Raw genomic sequence first — 21780 nt, 5'->3', positions numbered from 1 at the left:
ATTAAAGTTTCATATTAATTTTAAAACCATAACTTCTTGTAGAAGGCAATTGTGTTACCTCAAAACCAGGTAATAAAGTACCTCCAAATAATCCTTGAGCTTCAGGATCGATATTTGGAACATCTGTCCATAAAAATAAATTAGAACCTACTAAGCTAAATGACAATCCTTGTAACTGTAATTTTTCTAACACCGAATCATTAAAAGAATACCCAATACTTAACTGTCTTAACTTAACAAAAGAAGCATCAAATAAATTAGCTTCTGCATTACTTCTTGGTACAGCATATGCCCAATCTTCTGCAGTTACCTCTTGCGTATTAGGAACAAAACCACCAGCACCGTCACTTACCACTCCATTTCCAATAATTCCGTTTCTAGAAGATAACGTGTTTGCTAAAATTCCGCTCTCTCTACCAATTGCATGTGTATATGAATAAATATCACCACCTTCTCTAATATCAAACTGTGCAGAAAGATTAAACCCTTTATAACTAAAACTAGTTGACAGCCCTAGCATCCAATCAGGATTATAATTCCCAACTTTTCTTCTATTTCCTGTTAATGGCAATCCATTTTCATAAATAATATCACCAGCATCATTACGAATGTAGCTTTCTCCATAAATATCGCCCATTTGTCCACCTGGTCTCGCTTCTAAAGTAACACCATCCGGACCTTGTCCCATGATAAACGTATCTAAATTGTCTATTAAAGAAACTACTTCACTTTTATTCTTAGTAAAGTTCGCATTAATACTCCAATCAATATCGTCAGTTTTAATAGGCTTTACTCCTAAAGCTAATTCAATACCAGAATTTTTAATTTCTCCAGCATTTGTAACAATAGATCCAAATCCATTAGCTCCAGAAATACCTACGTTTAAAATTTGATCTTCTGTGGTTGATGTATAGTAAGTAGCATCAAAAGTAATGCGTCTGTTTAAAAACATTGCCTCTAAACCAACTTCTGTAGAAGTTGTTCTCTCTGGCTTTAAATTGGCATTTAATAATTCTGAAGGATTGGTTAAAGTTCCTCCTAAAGTTCCAAAATCATAAGCCGTTACTAAATTATAAGGATCAGTATCTCCACCTACAGCGGCAATATTAAAACGTACTTTCATAAAATCAATCGCTTCTGGTAATGTAAAAGCCGATGACGGTATAAAAGATACAGAAGCAGCCGGATAGAAATACGAATTATTATTGCTAGGTAAAGTAGTAGACCAATCGTTTCTTACAGACACATCTAAATACAAATAGTTTTTATAACCAATATTTGTAAATCCGTACACACTATTAATTCTTTTCTTAAATACATTATTTCTAATTACTGGCGTAACATTAATATTTTGTGCATTGTACAATCCTGGAATAGACAATCCGTTTCCTTGTAAAAAACCTTCTGTAATTTCCTGATCAAATCTGTTAGCTCCTACAGATGTTTTTGTTGTAAAATCATTGAAATCTTTGGTATAACTCAATAAGAAATCAGCATTAATTTCTGAAAAATCAATTTTTTGCTCTCTGTACATTCCATTCGGATTTCTTGTAGCTCCTATAGATCTTCTTGACCATCTAAAATCGTTAGACTGATCCATACCAATTCTTCCCAATAAACTCCATTGATCGTTAAACTGATACGTTAAATTTACATTTCCTATAAATCTAGTTTTATCAAAAGCATTGATGTTTTCATTTACAATAAACCAAGGATTATCTCCCCAAGAAAACAATTTACGTTGCTCTTGGTTTTCTACCTTCCAATAATCCTTCAATTCATTTAAATCAGTATTAATATAATTCCATAACAAAGTATACATTACACCTTGGTTACCATACCCTGCTACCGTTAAATTATCAGAACCTCTGGTAATATAATTCGTTCTAATAGTAGCTTTTAATTTATCTGTTAATTGGTATCCTCCGTTAAATCGAAAACTATTTCCTTTTAAATTCGTATTCGGCACAATTCCTTCGTTATACGTATTTCCATAACTAAAAAGAAAATCTCCTTTATCATTAGCTCCAGAAAGAGTTACTGTATTGTTTAAACCTACACCTTGTTTAAAAAAGTCGTTTAAATCGTATCTATTAATAAAAGGTCTAGTTACAGGTTCTCCTAAAGCCAATTCATGTGGAATAACACTACCATCTAAAGCAGGTCCAAAATTAGTTCCAAAATCAGAAGCATAAGCGCCTCCCCAGCCTCCACCATACTGAGTTTGTAACTCTGGTAAACGCAAAGCACTGCTAAACATTGTTGATGAAGAAATAGCTACGCCAATACCTTCCTGATCTTTTTTTGCAGTTTTAGTAGTGATTACCACTACTCCATTAGAAGCTCTCGATCCGTAAAGTGCAGAAGCCGCTGCTCCTTTTAAAATAGTTACCGATTCAAAATCATCTGAATTTAATTCAGAAATACCATTTCCATAATCAGTTGGCAAATCAGCCTGATCTGTAGTACCTCCACCAACACCAAAAATTCGATTGTTTACTGGTACACCATCTAAAATAAAAAGAGGTCCGTTACTATCTAAATTCAACGAATTTTCTCCCCTAATAACCACACGTGCAGAACTTGCCACACCATTACTAGCCCCAGTTACTTGTAAACCTGCTACTTTACCCGCTAACGAGTTTAATACATTTGTAGTTTTTACTTGTGTTAGCTCATTGGCTTTTAAATCGGTAGCCGCATACCCTAAGGCTCTTTTTTCCTTTTTAATACCTAAAGAAGTTACAATTACCTCATCTAATTGTGTATTATCTTCTGTTAATACTACTTTTAAAAAAGTTTGATTGGTGTATGTAATCTCTTGCGTTTTAAAACCTATAAAAGAAAAGTTTAGTACATCTCCTTTAGTTACAGCTATCATAAAATTCCCGTTAAAATCTGTAGCCGTACCATTCGTAGTATTTTTAACCATTACTCCTACTCCTGGCAAAGGTTCACCAGAGGCAGCATCGGTTACAATACCTTTTATATTTTCTTGTGCATATAATATAGATGCAAAAAATAGTAGTACAATTGTTAAATGTCCCCTCATTTTAAAAATTATTAATTGTTTTCATTTTTTATGTTCCTATTTGATGGGATAAAATTATAGAAACCCAAAAATAGATTGAACGATCGTTCAATTAAAAAATAGTTACGATAGAGTTAAGCAAATAGCTTGTTGTTTAAACTAAATGTTAACTAAAAAATGATTAGATTATAAGCATATATTTGCGCACTATGGGTAGAAAAAATTTGACAGGTCAACGACAAAAAGAGATTGTAATTGCCTTTTACGAAGTATCTAAAAACATTGGTTTAGAAAACGTATCTATTGCCAATTTAGCCAATCATATGGAGATTAGTAAGGGCTTAGTACTACATTATTTTGACAGTAAAGAGCATATACTTGAAGCTTTAAACACCTATATTTTAGAAGAGTATATTAACTTTATGAACAATAATACTCCTAATGAAATTACCTCTAAAGAAGCCCTACACCAGTTTATTGAAAAGTTGTTTTCTAGAGAATGGAATAACTATATAGATGACGGAGTTTTTTATAGTTTGTATGCTTTAATTTATAGAAATGAAAAAGTAAATGATAGTTTTAGAAGTTTTGGTGCTTCTTTAAGAAAGGTTTTAAAATCTAAACTACTAAGTGCTAAGGAGCACAACATAATCAAAAATCCTAATATTGAAGAGCTTAATGAAATTATTTTTGCTATGATTGATGGTGGTTATTTTTATTTAGGTACTCAAATGCGTAATGAAACCTCTTACCAACAACAATCAAGTATATATATTAAACATGTGTTAAGTCTGTTTCATTTTTCTTAACCTTTTAGTTATACTCTTAAATTTTTAAACACTGTAAAAATGGCTATCAATCCCCAAATGGTATTTACTACAATGGTAGGATTGTCTTTTATAGCCACAGCATTAATAACCAAACACAAAGCGCCTAAAAAGTTTAACCAATGGTAAGTAGGTTTTTCTGCTTTTAATTTACCTAAACTCAGTAATAAATACGATACCACAAAAAGTAACACGCCTAACCAACCTATAATGGTGAAGTAATTCATAATAGTAGTTTCTAAAAAGTGGTAAGTTACTAATCATTGTTTGTTATTGTATAATCACTTGTTTTTTTGTTATTTTACATGTAAATGTTCATTTAGCGCTGAAGACGCTTTCAAAATTGTATCTTTAGTGAGCATTCACAAGGCACGAACAAAGTTATCAATACTTATAGCAGTTGTGAATTGATTTCAAATTGTATCTTTAGTGAGCATTCACAAGTTTATCTAAAGAAAGTAAACTTAGAATTGAGTTGTGAATTGATTTCAAATTGTATCTTTAGTGAGCATTCACAAGTTTATCTAAAGAAAGTAAACTTAGAATTGAGTTGTGAATTGATTTCAAATTGTATCTTTAGTGAGCATTCACAAGCCTGACCATTATGTGCTATTTTATACAGATGTTGTGAATTGATTTCAAATTGTATCTTTAGTGAGCATTCACAAGTAATGATTCAAACAGTATTGCAGGTAAGGTGTTGTGAATTGATTTCAAATTGTATCTTTAGTGAGCATTCACAAGTTTATCTAAAGAAAGTAAACTTAGAATTGAGTTGTGAATTGATTTCAAATTGTATCTTTAGTGAGCATTCACAAGCCATGCTTCATGATATTTGAGTAGGAAGCTGTTGTGAATTGATTTCAAATTATATCTTTAGTGAGCATTCACAAGATAACGAACAAACAATCTGTTTGACTCTAGTTGTGAATTGATTTATTCACTTATTTGTTATTTTACATTTAAGTGTTCATGAAGCGCTAAAGGCGCTTTCAGAATTGTATCTTTAGTGAGCATTCACAAGAGATAAGAAATTCAAAAGAATTGAAACTTGGTTGTGAATTGATTTCAAATTGTATCTTTAGTGAGCATTCACAAGTTTGCTTTACATTTCATACATCGACCACACGTTGTGAATTGATTTCAAATTGTATCTTTAGTGAGCATTCACAAGAACTATAAAAATAAATGAATATACAAGTTTGTTGTGAATTGATTTCAAATTGTATCTTTAGTGAGCATTCACAAGGTAAATCTTATAAAACCTCCATATTTACTGGAGGTTTTAAGTTTTATAGAATTTAAAAATTAGAACAATTCAAGTTGCTGAACTGGCTTTTTAATCAAAAAAAACTTACTGAATACGTCTAAAAGTTACTTTTTATAAAAACGTACATAAAACATGATCTCAACTCCACTCAAACTAACACTTAGAGGTGCCTTTTTGAGTTTTTTAAGTACTTAGAGTTTGATTAATAAAAAAGTCCACATAAAATGTGAACTTTTAAATAAGGTTTAGTACTCTCCTACTGTTACTATATTTCCTAAATGATTTAATCTTACTTTTATAATATTTTTCAAGTTTTTTGGGGAGGTAATTCTTCTATAGGTAAAATCTATATTATTTGTTACAGTTGTTTCTAAATGATGTCTAAACCAATAATCTTTAGAAGATGTTTTCTGTACCCTAAACAAATAATTACTTAACAATGTTGCATTTTTATCATTTAATAAATCAATATTTTCTAATAAAATAGCTGTATCTGGTATTAAAAACATTTCATTCTGTTTTATACTAAACAAAAACTCCCATCCTAATTGCTCATTAAAGCCCCTATCTACTATTGGTAATCCTTGGTTTGCCCTAGTTACTGCTTCAAAAAACGATACCACGCTCTCTTGTAAAACTCCTTTATCATCTTTGTAAATAGCTATATGATGGTTATTACTTGTACTTACATAACTAGTAGGTATTGAAACCTCATTTAACAATATTTCTTTACCTAAGTGATTTTTCTTGTTATGTAATGATACAGCGTTAGATACTCCTGTAATAGTAACTCTTTTAATGGCAATACCTTTTTCTTTATGCAACCAAATAGGATTGGTTTCTAAATTTGAAAAAGCTTTTTTCTTATCTCCATTATACGCCTTCAACCTTTCTTCAAGAATTTGTTTCACTTTACCATCTATCACTTTCTCTATTTTCAAATCTGGTGAAACAGGTTTTCTAATGGTATAAATTATTTCATAACAATACACTTCTTTTAAAGGTTCATTTTTAAAAGTAATAGGATGCTTTTTTAACGTTTTAGTATTAAAAGCTTCTACAGCATTGTTATTAAATTGTTTTAAATGTGCCAAAATCAACTCTTTTTGATGCTTATTGGCTATTAAATTTGCTTTCGCAATTGTAAAGTTTTTCCCTAATTTAGTAGGAGTACTCATTAAACGTTTGGCTTTACCATAAATAGTTTCGTTATGTAGTTGCCCTCTTGGTGTTAACTGTACTTTTTGTTGTAGCCCTTTACTTGTTTTGTAAATATTACTGTTTTTGGTAACTACTTTATTTTTATTTTTAAAGGAAACTAACACATTTTGTATGTGTTTTTGAGCCTCACTTCTAAAATTAGGTATTGGTGCTATAAATTTTTGTCCTTTTTTAATTTTCTTTTCTATACCAATAATCTCTGCGTAAAACCTATGTTGTTCATTTTTTCTAGCATTTAAAAAATTAAAATACTGTACATGCTTTCGGGTAGTAAAAGCAACCGTTAATGCATCCATTGCATGGTGCCTATGGTCATTACGCTTGGTCCAATCTTTAATAACTTCTACCTTTTTTAACTTTCCTGTACCTACATTCAGTCGCTCTTCTTCTACAGTTAAACCTAAGGCTTTATATTTAGGTAAGTTTAATTCTTTCATCATATTTACCAAGCCCCAATCTAAACGTAAAGTATCTGTAATACTTCCGGTAGTACTCACCACATCTTTTACTACATTACCTAAAATTTCTTTCGCTTTTTTTGCAATATACTGGCTATTTCGTAAGTCTCGTTCAATAAAACCATCAGACAACTCTTGCTGCGCTAGTAGTAATTTATTTCTTTTAGCTTTAGAAAAAGCTCCTTTACCTTTATCATACAAACCATCTACTCTTGCTTTGTACAATGGCAACTCATTATTAAAATCATTAGTAATAAAATCTAAAGCAGTTCTGTTAGATTTTTGTTTGTTTATTGCACTAAAAGCTAATGTTTTATTAGAAAAAGAATCGTCAAACACCAATGCTTTAGGTATAATGTGTTCTATTTCTATCTCTTTACTAAACAAAGCTTCTTTTGCTATTTTTTTATTGGTAAATACATCTTTGTAACCATTTGCAGCCAATTCTTGCCATAAACGATATCGTATTACATCATTCTTTGTAGGATTAGGTATTTTAAAATCTTTACTTAACAATGCTTTTATACTATCATTTCTTCTCGTAGCCTCATTAATTCCCTTAGTCATTAGCTCACGTTCTTTGGCACTCTTTTTCAATTCTCTTGCAAGCTCTATTCTAACCTCATCAATAGTACCATAAGTGGTTATAATTTGATTTACAAGATTTATCATTTGATTTAAAATCTTTTCAACCACAGGGTTTCGTAAACTATTTTTAGGCAATAATGTTAACTGTTTGGCTAAAGTTTTTAATTCTTTAGCTTCTTTAGTTTCACTATTAGAATGATTGTATTTTGCCAATTTACAAGCGTCAGAAAAAACACTTCCTGTTTTTAAATAAGGTATAATTTTACGAATAGCTTTGGTTGATAAATTTCCATAATCATTAGGCAAAGTAACCGTTGCTAATAATTTTGCATGTAATACAGAAAAACCAAACTTTTCTACTAATTTTTTCTTTAAAGTAACCGAAGCGTTACCATATAGTACAGCATCTTCTTTACTTACAGTATCATCATCTTCTGTTGCATGCAATAAATGCCATAATTCATAAGCAGGCTGTTTGTCAAAATCTTCACCTTCTTTAGTAGCATTAAAATTTAAAATACTAGTATCAATTTGTAATTCACAAAACACAACATGCAGCTCATCTTTAATTTGTTTGGCTGTTTTTTTATTCCAATCATGCCCATAACCTTCGTTAATAGCTATTTGTTCGTATACAGCATACAAGGCTTTATTAGTTGTATTACCTTCTAAACCTTCTGGGTAATTTGTTTTCCAATCTTTTGCCTTTAAACCTAAAACTTTTAAAACCTCACTTTCTTTAAGGTTCCCTTTAATATTTAAGGTTTCAAATAACAACGTTTTATCTTCTTCTTTTAACACAAAAGCTTCCTCAGTTTCTTTTAAAATACATTTTACATTATTTACATATTGCCAAACTTTAAATTCTTGAAATAAAGGAGATGATTTTGCAGCTACTTTTCTTCCTACAATTCTAGTTTTTTCTTTGTTTGTTTTGGTATCAACATAGCGTTGTTCCCTACTCTCAAATTGGCAAAAACTGATTTGTCCTTTTTGAGACTTTAACTTTCTTTGATAAAAAATAACGACATCTCTTATTTCCCCTTTAAGCTCTGGAGTTAACTCGCTGTAATATTTGGCTTGTGTTTCCCATATTTGTTCAAACTCATCTAAATAATCTTGCCTGTAAAATACTTGTTTTTTTAATGATACATGCGAATTCTTAATAATTTGCTGCCACAAATATTCTCCAACAGTAATTTTATTAAAATAAAGCGCTTTACTTCTATCAGAAATGGCACCTAAATAACCACTCGATTTATGTAAGTTATTATTAATTTCTACTAAAACGTACGCTACTTCTTCAATGGCTAATTGTTGTTCAATAGCTTTAGATCGCCAAGTATAATGTTGCAATTTTTTTTCTTCTCTTTTTCCTTTATTTTCTGCGGTGTAAATGCCTTTAATCGCTAAAAAACGCTTCCTACTATTTTGTTGCCCTTGATCTTTTAGGGCATTTAACAATTCATCATCTAAAACAGATGGATAAAATTGTTGCTGGTATTGCCACACTTTAGCAAATTCTTTTTCTAAATCAGATCTGTAAAAATCGGGCACATACTTTTTACCTTTTTTTAGCTGTTCATATACATATTTACCTGGTGTTAGGTTGTTTTCGTAGAGTGTTTTTGCTATTGCCATACCATCTATAGCCACACCTTCATTTTCTTCTCCCTTTGTTTTTCTGCTACTTTTGTAACCTCTTTTTTTATTAATAGCTAATAAAACTCTAGCTAACTCTTCTAAGGTTATTTGTTGTTTAGCAGCTTTTGCTCTTATCTGTAAAGTTTCATGCGTAGTATTTTTTCCCGTTTCAGCTAGTATACTATCATTAGTAATAATGGTGTGCTTTTTTAAAATAGCTATTAAATTTGCACGTCTTAATTTAAACCGTTGTAGATTTCTTCTGGCACTTCGTTTTAAGGTTCTATCTGCATTTGTAGACAAAGGTCTACCTTTTTCAAAATCGGTCTTTTCATCTGTAGTTAAAGGATTCACTCTAACACCTAATTTTATAATTTTAGATGTTTCCTTTTCTGATTCTTCTACCAAAGCCCAACCTATAGAAGTGGTACCTAGGTCAAGTCCTAAAATTCTTTTTTTCATTTATATTTTAATATGAGGTTGTGTATAGCTTAAAAAGCCAATTCTTTACATCTGATATGATATAAAGAATGTGTAACAATTTTTTAAAAATGAATTACTAGCTAAAAGTAATAAAATCATTTATTCTAAAATACGGTTTACCGTACATTATAAACCAAAAAAATAATTATATTTGAATCATACAATTTTGAAATCAATTCACAATAAGGATTATTCCGTTGTGAAAACATTTAAGGTGGCGCAAGTCGCCTTTTTTTATTCAAAAAACAATATCCTTTTCCTAAAAGCGAGATAATACTTCTTAAAAACGAGACAACACTTCCTAAAAACAAGATGATGCTTCCTAAAAACGAGATGACGCTTCCTCAAAATGAGATGATGCTTCCTCAAAACGAGATAACGCTTCCTAAAAGTGAGATAATACTCACTAAAAACAAGATAACACTTCCTCAAAATGAGATGACGCCTCTTCAAAACGAGATGACGCTTCCTCACAAACAACTCAAAATCCCTGAAAACAGGGTATGTTATAATAGCAACAAGTATTAATTTAGTAGTTCTAAAAATTTACATACATACTTCCATGAGCTATACCATAAAAATTGACTGTAACGCATCTGGAGAAAATTCTCTTTCAGAACAAATAGTAATTTCTAAAACTACTACTAATAAAGAACTTGAGTTAACCGATTATCAAAACATTTTACAATCATTAACGGCTACATTAACTTCTTTTATTGAAAAAGGTGAGATTTACGAATTCAATTACATTATAAAAGTAATCTACCAAGAAGAAATGGTGATGGATTCTATTGATGGAGAAATGGCTCTTTTTGAAAAAATTGTAAAACATAAAGAGTTGTTAGAATTCATTAATAAGTATGTAAATACAGCTGCTAATGGAAAATATGGAAAAAGAATTTGGGAAGATTCTGAAACTCCACTAGGAAATGGAGCTATGATCGCTTTGGTGGAAACTGATAAGAAATACATAAAAAATTACATCGATTTTCTTAGAACTTGCGATTTAGATCATGAAGTATCTCAATGGGGAGATATAAGCGATATTATAAATACATATGGTTACAGCTCTGAAACAAGTGAACTTGCCATAGCTAGACTTATGAGTTGTGCAGGTCAACACGGAAAAGAACAGTTTGAAGATTTCTTAGAAAATGGTTTAGAAACATATATAACAGAAAATAAAAAATCGTTTTTAACTGCTTTAATCGCAGAAACTAAGTATAGTTTATACTATTGTAACTATTATCACAACTGCTTAGAAGCCCCAAAAGATGATTTTATTAATGAAGTAATTGAAAGCATAGAGGAACTTGTATCCATATTAGATAAAAGTGATGTTGATTTTTATACAAAAGAACTTATTGAAATGTGGGAAGCTCATAGAGTTTTAAAATAATATTAAACATTGGATTATGTACTTATAAAACATACTTATTGTACGTTTTATACTGGAAGCCTTGGTATTTACTGAGGCTTTTTTATTGTAATACACATAATAAAAATACCTAAGTACATGACAAAAAACTTAAAAATAATTTTTCGTTGTCAGGTCGAGCGCAGTCGAGACCTTGTTATCGTTAGTAATTTTAATAAAAACCTCTCGACTGCGCTCGAGGTGACATGATAAACCTATCTCTAAATAAAGTACTGGTTTTTAGTTATAAATATATTGAAAAGATGTTTTTTTGTCATGTACAAAGTAAAAATACAATTATGTAAATTACCAATATAATCACCGTCTTATAAAAGAACATTGTTTAAAAACCTGTTAGCAATAATGAAAATAGAAAATCTACCTTTTAACAATATTGAATTGAAGCAGCTAATGGCAGCTGAAGGAACGGTTTTAGAAATTAATAAAGACGATCAAATTTTAAGACAAGGGCAGTTTATCAAAGTAATACCCATTGTATTATCTGGAGCCATTGGTGTTTACCGACACGATGATAATGGTAAAGAGGTATTTTTATACACTATAGAACCTTCACAAACTTGTGCCATGACATTACAGTCGTACAAAATAATTGAACCAAGTCAAATATTTGCCACAGCAATCACACAAACCAAACTACTAGCCATATCCATTGAAAACTCAACAAAATGGATGGATGAATTTAAAGAATGGAAAAAATTTGTTTTTAAAAGTTATAATTCACGTTTTCAAGAATTAATTAATACAATTGATACTATTGCTTTTCAAAAACTAGATACTCGATTACTGAATTATTTAAAAGATTATTCGAAAATTACAAATAGTTATACCATTCAACTCACGCATCAAAAAATTGCTAACGATTTAAATACTTCCAGAGAAGTTATTTCCAGACTTCTTAAACAAATGGAACGCAACAATATACTAGTACTATCTCGAAATAAAATTCAGCTTTTGTGATATTTTTTATTGTGAATTTGAAATAAAATTCTGTCAATTCGAGTGGTTTCTCTGAATGAAATGAAGAGAAATTACATCGAGAATAAGAATTTTATAGTAGCAAAGATTTTCAATACACTTTTTCGTACCTCAAAAAGCACTCAAACTTACAATTTAAGGTTTGTTAAACTTCTAAATACACACCAAGCGATACTTGTTTTTAATTAAATTTACAATTAACACATATATAAACAGCTATTAAACTATGAAATTAGATCCAGTTATAAAATTGAATGAAGAACTAGAGGAAACCATTGGTGATTTAACTGCTTTAGGCATGGACTATTATGATATGAGACAATATGATAAAGCAGAAAAATTATACTTGAATGCTTGGGATTTATTACCAGACCCTAAAATGAACATACATCATTACTCCTATCACATTTACATTAACTTATCTTACTTATTAATAAGGAACAAAAAATATAAAAAGGCTAACGATCTACTTTTAAGTTGGATTCTTTTTAGTAAAAAACATGATTATGGTCCTAAAGTGAAAGCTTATATCATATGTGCTAAAAGTTATTTACACTTAAGAGATGTTGAAAATGCCAAAACGTATCTATACGAAGCTTTAAAATACGATCAAAAAGATTTTTATTTCAAAAGTGAACCTTCTTTATATCTTGATATTGCTTCAAAGAAAATAACAAACACTGAAATAATTCAACAATTATTTGATCAACAAATAGAAAAAGAAAAAAATAGAATAATTGAGTTTACTTTTAAAATTAAAGAAATAAAATCTGTAAACTGTAAAAAACGTATAGAGAAAGCTTTGAGCAATCTTACCGAAAAAAGTAAAGTATCTGTAAATATTGAAGAAAAAACTATTACTGGTGAATTTCCTTCATATCTATGCCCTTTATCTCCCATAAAATCTATGCGAGAAGCACTTGACAAAGCAAAATTGCAGTATACGATATATTAATAGTTATTCTATATTATTGACAACAGATGAACTGTAATCTTTATGCTAAAAACAACAACAAATTAGCATTGTCTCGATAATAAAATTCAGCTTCTGTGATATTTGTCACTGTGTAGTTTTATAATTCTATTGAATTTTGTGACATAACTGTAAACAAATTTCAAGATGATAAAAAACATGGGGACTACAGACAAAATAATACGTATAGCAATAGCTGGTGTGGTTGCAGCTCTTTACCTTACTAATATTATCAATGGTTTAACCGCTATTATCTTAGGTGTTTTAGCGCTTATTTTCTTAGCCACAAGCTTTATTAGTTTTTGTCCGTTATACTATCCTTTTAAAATTTCTACACGTAAAAAAAATTAATTAAAGTAGATTCATTTCATAGATCATAGTTCTAATTTTAGATAGCCTATTAAAAGGTTTTAATTAAATTTATCATCTAACATTTAAAACTATGAAAAAACTAGTCTTGTACATACTACTAACTTTAGGTTACAGTTGCAGTTTAGTTATGGATGATATTGAAGGTACGTATACTCCTTACGGATTTGTACACAACAGTAAAATTGAAACCATAAACGAACCCAATTGCAAATTAATTGTAAAACCTAATGGTGTGTATATATGCGAAAATTGTGACAAAATTGAAGGTTTAGAAATAGGTAACTACGGATTTTGGAAGGATATAAATGTTGATTATTTGTGTGATTTTATCCACAAAAGAAAAGATGGAAAAGTATATTCTGAACATGGCAGACATCAGGTAGATGAAGGCGATTTAGTTTCAATAATATCTTTTGAAGTTCAAAAAGGAGAAACCAAACAAAGAGTCTACTTTAAAAAAACAAGCGAGGCATATGATGCTTTTGTAAACGGAAAGAAAGATGCTGATATTATTTCTGAGTTTGCTAATTATGTACACTAACAAATAACTTTCACTACGAACGAAACGTGATAAAATAAAGCAATCTGTTTATTATTAGTTTAAAACTATAACATAAAAATAGCTCGTTGTGCATTTGGTGTAAAATTCTGTCAATTCGAGTGATTTTTCAAAATGAAATGAAAGAAAACTGTATCGAGAATAAGAATTTTAACTTCGAAAAATAGTTCTCGATACACTTTTTCGTGCCTCAAAAGTACTCGAACAGACAATGCAAAGTTGCTAGAACTTTTAAACGTTACAGCAGTAAAAAATAAACAGATTGCTTCGCTCCAAGCAAAGACTTTATTTACGATACTTCCATTTAAAGTCATCTAAAAACAAAAAAAATTACGAACCGTAACAAAATGCACAATTCGTAATTTATAATTATTTATTCGTAATTAATTTCCCTATTCTGGTAAGCCTTTCCACTTTCGAATAGGTAATAAATACAATGCAATTCCAAGTATCCAAAGCGATATAACTGTTACAAATCCGTATACCTCAAACCATTCTATAAAACTATTAGTTCTTAAATTATGCTCAACTCTTAAATAAGTGGTATACAACCCAAATAACGCTACAAATATTAACGGTATAATAAACAATGACAAAGAGAATAATATAGCTGTTATTAACTTATTCCATCTTTTCTTAAGTGAAATAATAGAAAAAACTATTACACAAACACCTATGAACAATGAAATTATCATTTCTACATATTTCCTTCCAAAAAGTTCTTTTATAGAATTAGGTAAGTTAGATATAGTAAGAATCAGAATTATTAATAGTACACTACCTGCCACAAAACTTAACAATAATGTTCTTATATCAGTAACTTTAAATAAAAATAATAAAAGACCAATTACCAGAGAAATTACTATGTAAGCATATAGAGTAAACTCATCAAACTTTTGGTTGTAAGATTCGTATACATTACTAAAAAAATCATCTAAACGCCCCAAATTACAATACGGCACCTCTTTAAAATACTCTTTTTCTGTTCTTTCAACTAAAGCATACTGCCCGTCTTTTGTTAACGGATGCCTTTTAAGATATAATAACTCCTTTTCATTTCTTCCTTTTAACAAAATTGTATCTGTTACAGTAACATTTCTATAATAATCTAATCTTATTTTTTCATATTCATATTCATTAGTAAGGTCTCTATCTCTAATATTTTCTCTAAAATGATAATTATTTTCTGTATTCAACAAATACAGCCAATCTTTCATATTTAAATTATGAGCTACTTGATATTTTTTAGCCAAATCAAAAAACGGAAGTATTGCTTTTTCTATTTCTTTTTCATCCTTTTTATTTAATAACTCTTCATAATAAGCTAATCTTTTCTTATGATCTGTTGAGTCTTGACCATACCTATATAATTTATCTGAATAATTAAATAAAGACTGCTCTATCAAATGTTCAAATCCTGAAATATCATGTACTATCCTATATTTAAAATTATGCTTTCGGTCATACTCTTCTCCAACAACATAATCTACTTCTTTCATAGCATGATGACCAGCATAAGAATTTACGTTCTCATTATCTTTTTCCATTTTATCATGATCGAGTTTATAAAACTGGTAATGATAATCTCCATAAGTAAAATAATGCTTTGTGGTATCTACACTAATTCCCAACTTATACAATTCATCTTTAGCATGATTTAAAGGAAATGGGTTAGGATATTGTTTGTGATCTATGTTATAATCTGTAGAATGCTCTAATAAAAAGATAGAAAGTCTATTCCACTCTTTGATATCTGTATCAATAGCAGACCAATCATACATGGTTCTTATTTTTAGTTTTAATCCTACATTAAAAGAATAAAACTGTGTAATATTTAAAAATATAATTGCTACAATGCAGCAAAACTGCTTAAAAAGTGTTCCTTTTTTTAAATGATACAAGTTTTTAAACGCATTATTTTGTAGATAATAAATAACCCAAACTAACAAAATAATAATAGAAAAGAGTATCCCTGTAAATACGACAGAAGTGTCAAAGTAAAACTTATCCAATCGGTATTCAGAAGAAACTTCTAACTGATTATTTACAAACAAAAATCCGGCGATAAAGAAAGCTAAATGTAATACTAGTGCTGTTAACATCATCCATACCAATCGAGTATTCCATATTAACGGATAATTTTCTAATAAATATTTATTGATCTTTTTTATATAACTCATTACTTTTTCTTTTTAATTAATAGACAAAAAATCGACGTGTAGATTCTGAAATATTACGAATGTATTGTATTTCAACTTCAGATTGTGCTATAGCTAACAACACTGTATTAAAAGTAACTTCTTTATTAAAATACAAAATGTACACTCCCCCATTAAACTCAATTTTTTCTAATAAGTTTTCTTTGAACAATGCTTCAATATCATTTCTGTTAGCATCAGTATCTATTTCTACAATTAAGGCTTTTTCCTCTTTCTCTTCAAGTTGTAAACTTTCTGAAGGCTTTCCGTTACGCAAATAAATAACATGATCTGATACTTTTTCTACCTCATACAATTGTTGAGATGAAAATACCATAGCAATAGGATTGACATACGACTTTGCCAACATTTTTAAATCTTCTAAAATGATTTGTTGTGCTAGTATATCTAAATTCGCCAAAGGTTCGTCTAACAAAACAATTTCAGGGCGGCGCAACATGGTTCTAGCCAATTCAAAACGCATTTTATATCCTGAAGAAAGTTCTTTCCACTTTAAATCCTTATACTTCCATAAACCAAAGCGAGCAATCATCATATACACCAATAAATCGTTGTCTTCACCTTTTATTCCATGATGTACTAATGAAAACTTCAAATTATCGATTACACTTCCGTACCAAACTCCTGTACGTTGTGGAATGTATACTAATTTAGATTTTAAATCGTAGTCATCTTCTATCTCTTTGGTAAAAGAAAAATTTAAATCTCCTGAACTTGTATGAATTAAATACCCTAAAGCAGTTAATAAAGTAGTTTTACCATTTCCATTTTCACCTACAAGACCAAAAATATCTCCTTTCTTTAATTCAATATTCACAGGACCAAGTACAAAACGTCCTTTTTTGTAATTTTTGGTAATGTTTTCTCCTTTCAATACTGTTTTCCCTAACAAATTAGGATCTTCAACAGCTACATTTCTTATTTCTTTCGCACATTCTTCTAAAGCTTCATATAAAGATGATTTATCTTCTGATACTTCTTTTTCATATACCTCTACAAAAGCTAACACCTTTTTAAATACCTTATTAGAACTCGTATTTAATGCAGCATCTAGCATGGTTCTGTATCCTAAAGAGAAATCTCCTCGTTTAAAATACTGCAACGCATTATTTATTAAAACTTCTTGCTTGTTTTCCATATTCTTTTTTAAGGATTAAATTTTTCTATGCAATAAATAGTTTACTTCTTCAAACAAAAAAAAGCATTACTTATTGATTTACAATTATTTTTGAATACCCAAAAGTACTGTTTTATTTTTCAATCATTATCCAATGTGATAAGATTTCCTTGTTGTCTATTAACTCTCTGTAAGTTTTTATTTCTCCTGTACAATAATGCATATATGTATTGGAGTTAGTTTCATATTCAAGTAAATCGTATTCAGTATCGCCAACAATCAAACCACATTTAGTTATAGTTCTTCTATACTTTTCAAACTCTTTTTCAGATATTTTTTTACTGTTACTTGAGTTCATCTGAATATTAATAATAGTATCTGAAACTACTTTAAAACTAAAAACTTCTTGGTTGTACAATGCTTTAGTCACTTTAATAAAAAGATTCTCATTCATTAACTTTTTTGAACAAAAAGAAGCAATATAAGCTCCATCAAAATCTGATTGTACAACCTTAATTTCATTTTTTTCTTTATCAATAAGTTCTAATATTACTTGAGGTAAAACACTATTTGATTTTTTGTCAGTAATAATACCTTTAATTGTATAAATTTCACCTTTCTGCTGACCTAATTGAGCTACAGAAGAAAAACTAAACATCAAAACTATTATAAAGGTTAAATATATTCTCACTCTAAAACAACATTAGAATCCATCCATTTAACACCTGTATTTTTAAAATACTTATAAATCATAGGTACTGATTGTTGTGATTTTGAATGAATATCATGAAACAACAAAATTCCTTTTCGCCATAATAACATTAATTTTATTTGACGATTGGCTACTTTCTCTGCATTTAGTTTAGAACTCCAATCTCTCGAATCAATATTCCAATAAATTATTTTTGAATTTTTAGTATCAAAATAATTGACTAACTGCTTGTTTCGTTGCCCATATGGCGGACGGAAATACAGTAATTCATTTTTATTTTCAGGATAAAAGATATCTTGAATTAATGTATTTGTGCCGTCAATTGAGCTTTTCCAAGCGGTATACTTTTGATGTGATTTATGAATATCGCCGTGAGACAAAACAGTGTTATTTCCATATAAATTAATCAATGCTTCTTTGGAAGTGCTTTGCAATCTTTTTTTCAAATTATGACCTAACACAAAAAACATTCCTGTTAAATCATACGTATTTAATACCTTAATTAATTTATCGGTATTACCGTTTACCTTAGTTGGTCCATCATCAAAAGTCAACAGAAAATGTTTATCTGTAAAATTATGTCCTTGAATTTCACTTTTTGAAAACTGTAAAATCTCACTTGTAATTCTTGGATATAAAGCTGCTAAACGTATTTGTTCTTTTACATAACTTTGATAAAATAATTTGGTTTGTTGATACCAAGTCTGAAATTTAGAAGGTAATACATGCTGTAAATGTATTTTTGATAACTCTTCCCATGAATTTGACTTCTGAATCGCTACAACTTCTTGTAACGATTCATTAGACAAACTTTTAATATTAGTTAGTATTCTTTTTTTAGTTTTCTTTTTCCAAAAACTAACAGAATTCTCTTTAACATTTTTCACCTTAGTTCTTGTAGAAACTTCTGCCATAGACAATGCATCAAATTGATTGAAAACCTCAATAAAAACAAGCATTTCACATTTAGATGCAATATCAAAATTTTTACTTGAGTTCATTTCTAAAGGCCAACTGTTTGCTGGTGCATCTACTTTCTTAGCAAAAGAAATAAAAGGTGTTAAAATGAATAAACAAAATAGTATGTATACCTTCTCTTTCATTATCTTAATTTAGCTGACATTCTTGAAATTCCTTCATTATAAGCCCTGTGTTCTCTGTTACGTTTAGCATTTTTAAAGTTTTGTAATGCATCTGCCCACTGCCCTTTCTTTTCATAAATTCTAGCAATATTGTAGTACGAACTTGCTCTTACAATATGTGCTTTACTTCCGTAGGCTAAATCAATTGCCTTTCTATTTGCCCATAATGCTTCTGCTTCTTTATTTAACTTTTGAAATGCCAATCCTAAATTACTGTATGCTTGTCCATTTCTATGATTTAATTCAATAGCATTTTGGTATAATGCCACAGCATTTTCTAAATTCCCTGCATGATATTCTTGCTCTCCTTTTCTGTTTACTTTAATAGACTCACTTTTATCTGAACTAGATACTATTGAATTATCTCCGGCATGTCTGTAATTTCTTAATAAAGTACGAACACCTTGCCAAGTTGTAGCGTTTTTAAAGTCTCCTACATTTACAATATTTCCATTTTCATCAATTAAAAACGGAATCCAAACAGTTCCTTTTTTACCTCTTGGCATTGTATAAGTTTTAATCAACGTATCACCAATGTAAATAAACACTTTTGCATTACTAATATTTGAAAGATTTGAATTATTAATACTCTCTCTATCTGTAAAGTTATGTACTGCATATACATACTTTTTTCCTTGTTCTTTTCTAGTAATTGTAATAGTTTCTGGTCCGTAACTATCTGTATCGTCAACATCTAAATTAGCTTGCGAAGCGTCTTTATCATGATAACAAACATAACCTCCTTCATACGATAAATGTGAATCAATATCTTGCGGATTATATCCCCAGTTTAATACAATACGCATTCCGTCTAACTCATACATAGTTGGACTTATTGCATAGGTTAACCCATCACATAAACATTTAGTTACTAATGCAGAATATCCTTCTTTTTTAATAATTACTACTACACTTGCATCATTTCTAAACTGCTGTGGTATGGTTACTTTTCCGCTTGAATTTGTATATCTAGATACCGATGTAGCTCCGTTTTTTTGAAAAATCACTTCTGCATTCGGAATTACCTTGTCTTTTACTACTGCACTTAACACCAAAATTTCTGATGATGATTGCGCAAAAGTGATAATGCTAAAAATAAATGCTACTAATGATAAAATAGTTTTCTTCATAATGTTTGTAATACTTCTTTTTGTTTTTTATTAGTTTTATTGTTTTTAATTACGTTGGTAATTGTCTGTGTTCGTATATAGTTTTATGATAACTTCCATCTTCATAAAGCACAATATCATATCCATTTACATTTTTCAATGCAGTTATCATTTGCTCTTTTAACTCATTAGAATCTAAACAAACCTGACCTCCATTGCTAAATACTGGCCAAAAGTCGAAACTGGTAATATTTTCAACATGATCTATAATAGTTAAATCTATAACTCCAACTAATAGTTTGCCTTCAATCTGTCGACTAAATTCATATTCTTCTCTAAACCATCTCGTATTCTCTTCTTCGTTTATTAAAAAACAAATATCATTTTTCTCTGTAATTAAATTTGAATTAAAAGTATTGGTATCTGTGTTTGTACAAAACGATGCTAAAGAAGCGATAAACTCTTCCTTTTTTATCGTATCAATAGATATGATTATGTTGATGTCTAGCTTCATTTTTTTATCGATCATGGTATTCTTTTACATCATCGTATAAAATGTATTTCCATTCATACTTTTTCTTGTTAAAAATCTTTAATTTATAATGACCTTCTCCAGTTTGAAAAGAATAATTTACTTGCTTAAAAAAAATGGTATCCTTGTTAATAATAGCATCTGTTCCAGAACAGCCTCCCTCAGCTTCCCCAAAAGACAGCCTAGATTCATTAAAATTACTTTTTATAAAAGAATAAATTTTATCTTCTGATTGAATTAAAAGATAGCTTCCTGAATAACAATCTGACAGTTCTTCTGTTAATGTATAAGACTTTTTAAGAAAATCATATGCTTCTACAAACTTAATATTATGATTATCATATTTTCGAGGTGTAACATTTGTAATAGCTAAAACATCCTCTCCAAACAAAATCAATTCTTTGTTATTGTATATCACCTTAACATATTTTGCCCATTCACAGTAATCTTGCCATTTATCTCTTTTAGCTTTTGCTCTAGTTTTTGGTCTTTCAAACTTAGTAGCACTCAATATTTTAATTTCAGTTATTTTTTCTACTTGCATAGTTTTAATAACATTCAAATCTGCATCGTATATATTATGAGTTCCTTTTAACAATAATCCTTTATTATTATCATACTTCTCAAAATTTGCAGGAGCTAAAGCAGCTATTTTCTCTACATCTAAATCAAAATGAGTATTAGATGTTAAATAACCATCGAAAACATAACCAAAAGAGTTGGTATTATTTATTCTCACTTTTACCCATTCACCAAAAATCTCTTTGCTGTTATCTGTAATTGTTAATTTTTGATTGGTTCTATCTACAATTTCCACTTCCGTTCCATAAGCAAACTTATGAATTACATTTCCATGAGGTTTATCTCTACATAAAAGCCCACTTTCAGCAGTTACATACATGGTATACTTGTATGTTTCCACTTCTTTTAAAACCTCTTTCTTCAATGTAAAATTGAAAAATGAAATGGTTATAAATAAGATAAATACAATTGATTTTTTCATATCCGTATAATGCACTTACTCCTTCTCTTCTATTTTGGTTAACAAGATAAAGGATTTTTATGGATACGAAACTATAGAATATGATTATGAACTAAAGCTTTGAATGC

The 21780-nt window shown here is 29.4% G+C and carries 16 protein-coding genes and 1 CRISPR repeat array; of the genes, 6 read left to right on the top strand and 10 right to left on the bottom strand.

The annotated features are described in order from the left end of the window. Position 1 precedes the first annotated feature (1 nt). Entirely contained in the window at positions 2-3052 is a 3051-nt protein-coding gene (locus EYW44_RS00920; RefSeq protein WP_132721463.1) for a SusC/RagA family TonB-linked outer membrane protein, read from the bottom strand. A 188-nt stretch (positions 3053-3240) separates the two neighbouring features. On the opposite strand from EYW44_RS00920, the gene EYW44_RS00915 reads away from it, so the two are divergent. Continuing rightward, positions 3241-3840: a TetR family transcriptional regulator gene (locus EYW44_RS00915; protein WP_132721461.1), complete on the top strand. Its 600-nt coding sequence runs from the start codon at positions 3241-3243 to the stop codon at positions 3838-3840. An 8-nt stretch (positions 3841-3848) separates the two neighbouring features. Here EYW44_RS00915 and EYW44_RS00910 read toward each other — a convergent pair whose 3' ends face one another. Both EYW44_RS00910 and cas9 read right to left on the bottom strand, forming a co-directional pair. Then, positions 3849-4085: a CBU_0592 family membrane protein gene (locus EYW44_RS00910; protein WP_132721459.1), complete on the bottom strand. Its 237-nt coding sequence runs from the start codon at positions 4083-4085 to the stop codon at positions 3849-3851. 172 nt (positions 4086-4257) lie between these two features. Then, positions 4258-4752: a CRISPR direct-repeat array (repeat unit 45 nt; unit sequence GTTGTGAATTGATTTCAAATTGTATCTTTAGTGAGCATTCACAAG). A gap of 621 nt (positions 4753-5373) precedes the next feature. Further along, entirely contained in the window at positions 5374-9501 is a 4128-nt protein-coding gene (cas9, locus tag EYW44_RS00905) for a type II CRISPR RNA-guided endonuclease Cas9 (protein WP_132721457.1), read from the bottom strand. A 583-nt stretch (positions 9502-10084) separates the two neighbouring features. Here cas9 and EYW44_RS00900 point away from each other — a divergent pair. The 5 genes from EYW44_RS00900 (at position 10085) to EYW44_RS00880 (ending at position 13821) form a co-directional block, all read left to right on the top strand. Then, entirely contained in the window at positions 10085-10921 is an 837-nt protein-coding gene (locus tag EYW44_RS00900) for a hypothetical protein (protein WP_132721455.1), read from the top strand. 381 nt (positions 10922-11302) lie between these two features. Continuing rightward, positions 11303-11917: a Crp/Fnr family transcriptional regulator gene (locus EYW44_RS00895; RefSeq protein ID WP_132721453.1), complete on the top strand. Its 615-nt coding sequence runs from the start codon at positions 11303-11305 to the stop codon at positions 11915-11917. Between the two features lie 244 nt (positions 11918-12161). After that, entirely contained in the window at positions 12162-12890 is a 729-nt protein-coding gene (locus tag EYW44_RS00890; RefSeq protein ID WP_132721450.1) for a hypothetical protein, read from the top strand. A 177-nt stretch (positions 12891-13067) separates the two neighbouring features. After that, positions 13068-13259 carry a YgaP family membrane protein gene (locus EYW44_RS00885; RefSeq protein ID WP_299635008.1) on the top strand — a complete coding sequence of 64 codons (192 nt, stop codon included), beginning with the start codon at positions 13068-13070 and terminating at the stop codon, positions 13257-13259. A 91-nt stretch (positions 13260-13350) separates the two neighbouring features. Further along, positions 13351-13821, top strand: a complete 471-nt coding sequence (locus EYW44_RS00880) for a hypothetical protein (protein ID WP_132721446.1) — start codon at positions 13351-13353, stop codon at positions 13819-13821. 410 nt (positions 13822-14231) lie between these two features. Here the strand turns inward: EYW44_RS00880 and EYW44_RS00875 are convergent, their stop codons facing one another. The 7 genes from EYW44_RS00875 to EYW44_RS00845 all read right to left on the bottom strand — a co-directional run bounded on the left by EYW44_RS00875 (position 14232) and on the right by EYW44_RS00845 (position 21673). Continuing rightward, positions 14232-16019 (bottom strand): hypothetical protein, encoded by a 1788-nt coding sequence (locus EYW44_RS00875; RefSeq protein WP_132721444.1) that lies wholly within the window; start codon positions 16017-16019, stop codon positions 14232-14234. Between the two features lie 16 nt (positions 16020-16035). Continuing rightward, positions 16036-17196 (bottom strand): ABC transporter ATP-binding protein, encoded by a 1161-nt coding sequence (locus tag EYW44_RS00870; RefSeq protein ID WP_132721442.1) that lies wholly within the window; start codon positions 17194-17196, stop codon positions 16036-16038. Between the two features lie 112 nt (positions 17197-17308). Further along, a complete protein-coding gene (locus tag EYW44_RS00865) occupies positions 17309-17833 on the bottom strand; it encodes a hypothetical protein (RefSeq protein ID WP_132721440.1) in 525 nt (174 codons plus the stop codon). Positions 17834-17862: 29 nt separating this feature from the next. Then, on the bottom strand, positions 17863-18990 hold the full coding sequence (locus tag EYW44_RS00860) for a polysaccharide deacetylase family protein (protein WP_132721438.1): 1128 nt from the start codon (positions 18988-18990) through the stop codon (positions 17863-17865). After that, positions 18990-20159 carry a tetratricopeptide repeat protein gene (locus EYW44_RS00855; RefSeq protein ID WP_132721436.1) on the bottom strand — a complete coding sequence of 390 codons (1170 nt, stop codon included), beginning with the start codon at positions 20157-20159 and terminating at the stop codon, positions 18990-18992. The genes EYW44_RS00860 and EYW44_RS00855 overlap by 1 nt, the downstream gene beginning before the upstream one ends. A gap of 49 nt (positions 20160-20208) precedes the next feature. Continuing rightward, positions 20209-20652 carry a hypothetical protein gene (locus EYW44_RS00850; protein ID WP_165872126.1) on the bottom strand — a complete coding sequence of 148 codons (444 nt, stop codon included), beginning with the start codon at positions 20650-20652 and terminating at the stop codon, positions 20209-20211. A 4-nt stretch (positions 20653-20656) separates the two neighbouring features. Next, on the bottom strand, positions 20657-21673 hold the full coding sequence (locus EYW44_RS00845; RefSeq protein ID WP_132721432.1) for an SH3 domain-containing protein: 1017 nt from the start codon (positions 21671-21673) through the stop codon (positions 20657-20659). Positions 21674-21780: the final 107 nt, after the last annotated feature.

The organism is Tenacibaculum sp. M341 (assembly GCF_004337695.1).
Taxonomy (GTDB): Bacteria; Bacteroidota; Bacteroidia; order Flavobacteriales; family Flavobacteriaceae; genus Polaribacter.
Note: the sequence above shows the minus strand (reverse complement) of the source record. Positions and strands in the feature narration are given on the sequence as shown.

Coding starts and splice junctions, on each gene's coding strand:
- EYW44_RS00890 (WP_132721450.1), top strand. CDS start 12,162: ATGAAATTAGATCCAGTTATAAAATTGAATGAAGAACTAGAGGAAACC.
- EYW44_RS00895 (WP_132721453.1), top strand. CDS start 11,303: ATGAAAATAGAAAATCTACCTTTTAACAATATTGAATTGAAGCAGCTA.
- EYW44_RS00865 (WP_132721440.1), bottom strand. CDS start 17,833: ATGTTTAGTTTTTCTTCTGTAGCTCAATTAGGTCAGCAGAAAGGTGAA.
- EYW44_RS00870 (WP_132721442.1), bottom strand. CDS start 17,196: ATGGAAAACAAGCAAGAAGTTTTAATAAATAATGCGTTGCAGTATTTT.
- EYW44_RS00920 (WP_132721463.1), bottom strand. CDS start 3,052: ATGAGGGGACATTTAACAATTGTACTACTATTTTTTGCATCTATATTA.
- EYW44_RS00880 (WP_132721446.1), top strand. CDS start 13,351: ATGAAAAAACTAGTCTTGTACATACTACTAACTTTAGGTTACAGTTGC.
- EYW44_RS00910 (WP_132721459.1), bottom strand. CDS start 4,085: ATGAATTACTTCACCATTATAGGTTGGTTAGGCGTGTTACTTTTTGTG.
- EYW44_RS00845 (WP_132721432.1), bottom strand. CDS start 21,673: ATGAAAAAATCAATTGTATTTATCTTATTTATAACCATTTCATTTTTC.
- EYW44_RS00850 (WP_165872126.1), bottom strand. CDS start 20,652: ATGAAGCTAGACATCAACATAATCATATCTATTGATACGATAAAAAAG.
- EYW44_RS00855 (WP_132721436.1), bottom strand. CDS start 20,159: ATGAAGAAAACTATTTTATCATTAGTAGCATTTATTTTTAGCATTATC.
- EYW44_RS00860 (WP_132721438.1), bottom strand. CDS start 18,990: ATGAAAGAGAAGGTATACATACTATTTTGTTTATTCATTTTAACACCT.
- EYW44_RS00915 (WP_132721461.1), top strand. CDS start 3,241: ATGGGTAGAAAAAATTTGACAGGTCAACGACAAAAAGAGATTGTAATT.
- EYW44_RS00885 (WP_299635008.1), top strand. CDS start 13,068: ATGGGGACTACAGACAAAATAATACGTATAGCAATAGCTGGTGTGGTT.
- cas9 (WP_132721457.1), bottom strand. CDS start 9,501: ATGAAAAAAAGAATTTTAGGACTTGACCTAGGTACCACTTCTATAGGT.
- EYW44_RS00900 (WP_132721455.1), top strand. CDS start 10,085: ATGAGCTATACCATAAAAATTGACTGTAACGCATCTGGAGAAAATTCT.
- EYW44_RS00875 (WP_132721444.1), bottom strand. CDS start 16,019: ATGAGTTATATAAAAAAGATCAATAAATATTTATTAGAAAATTATCCG.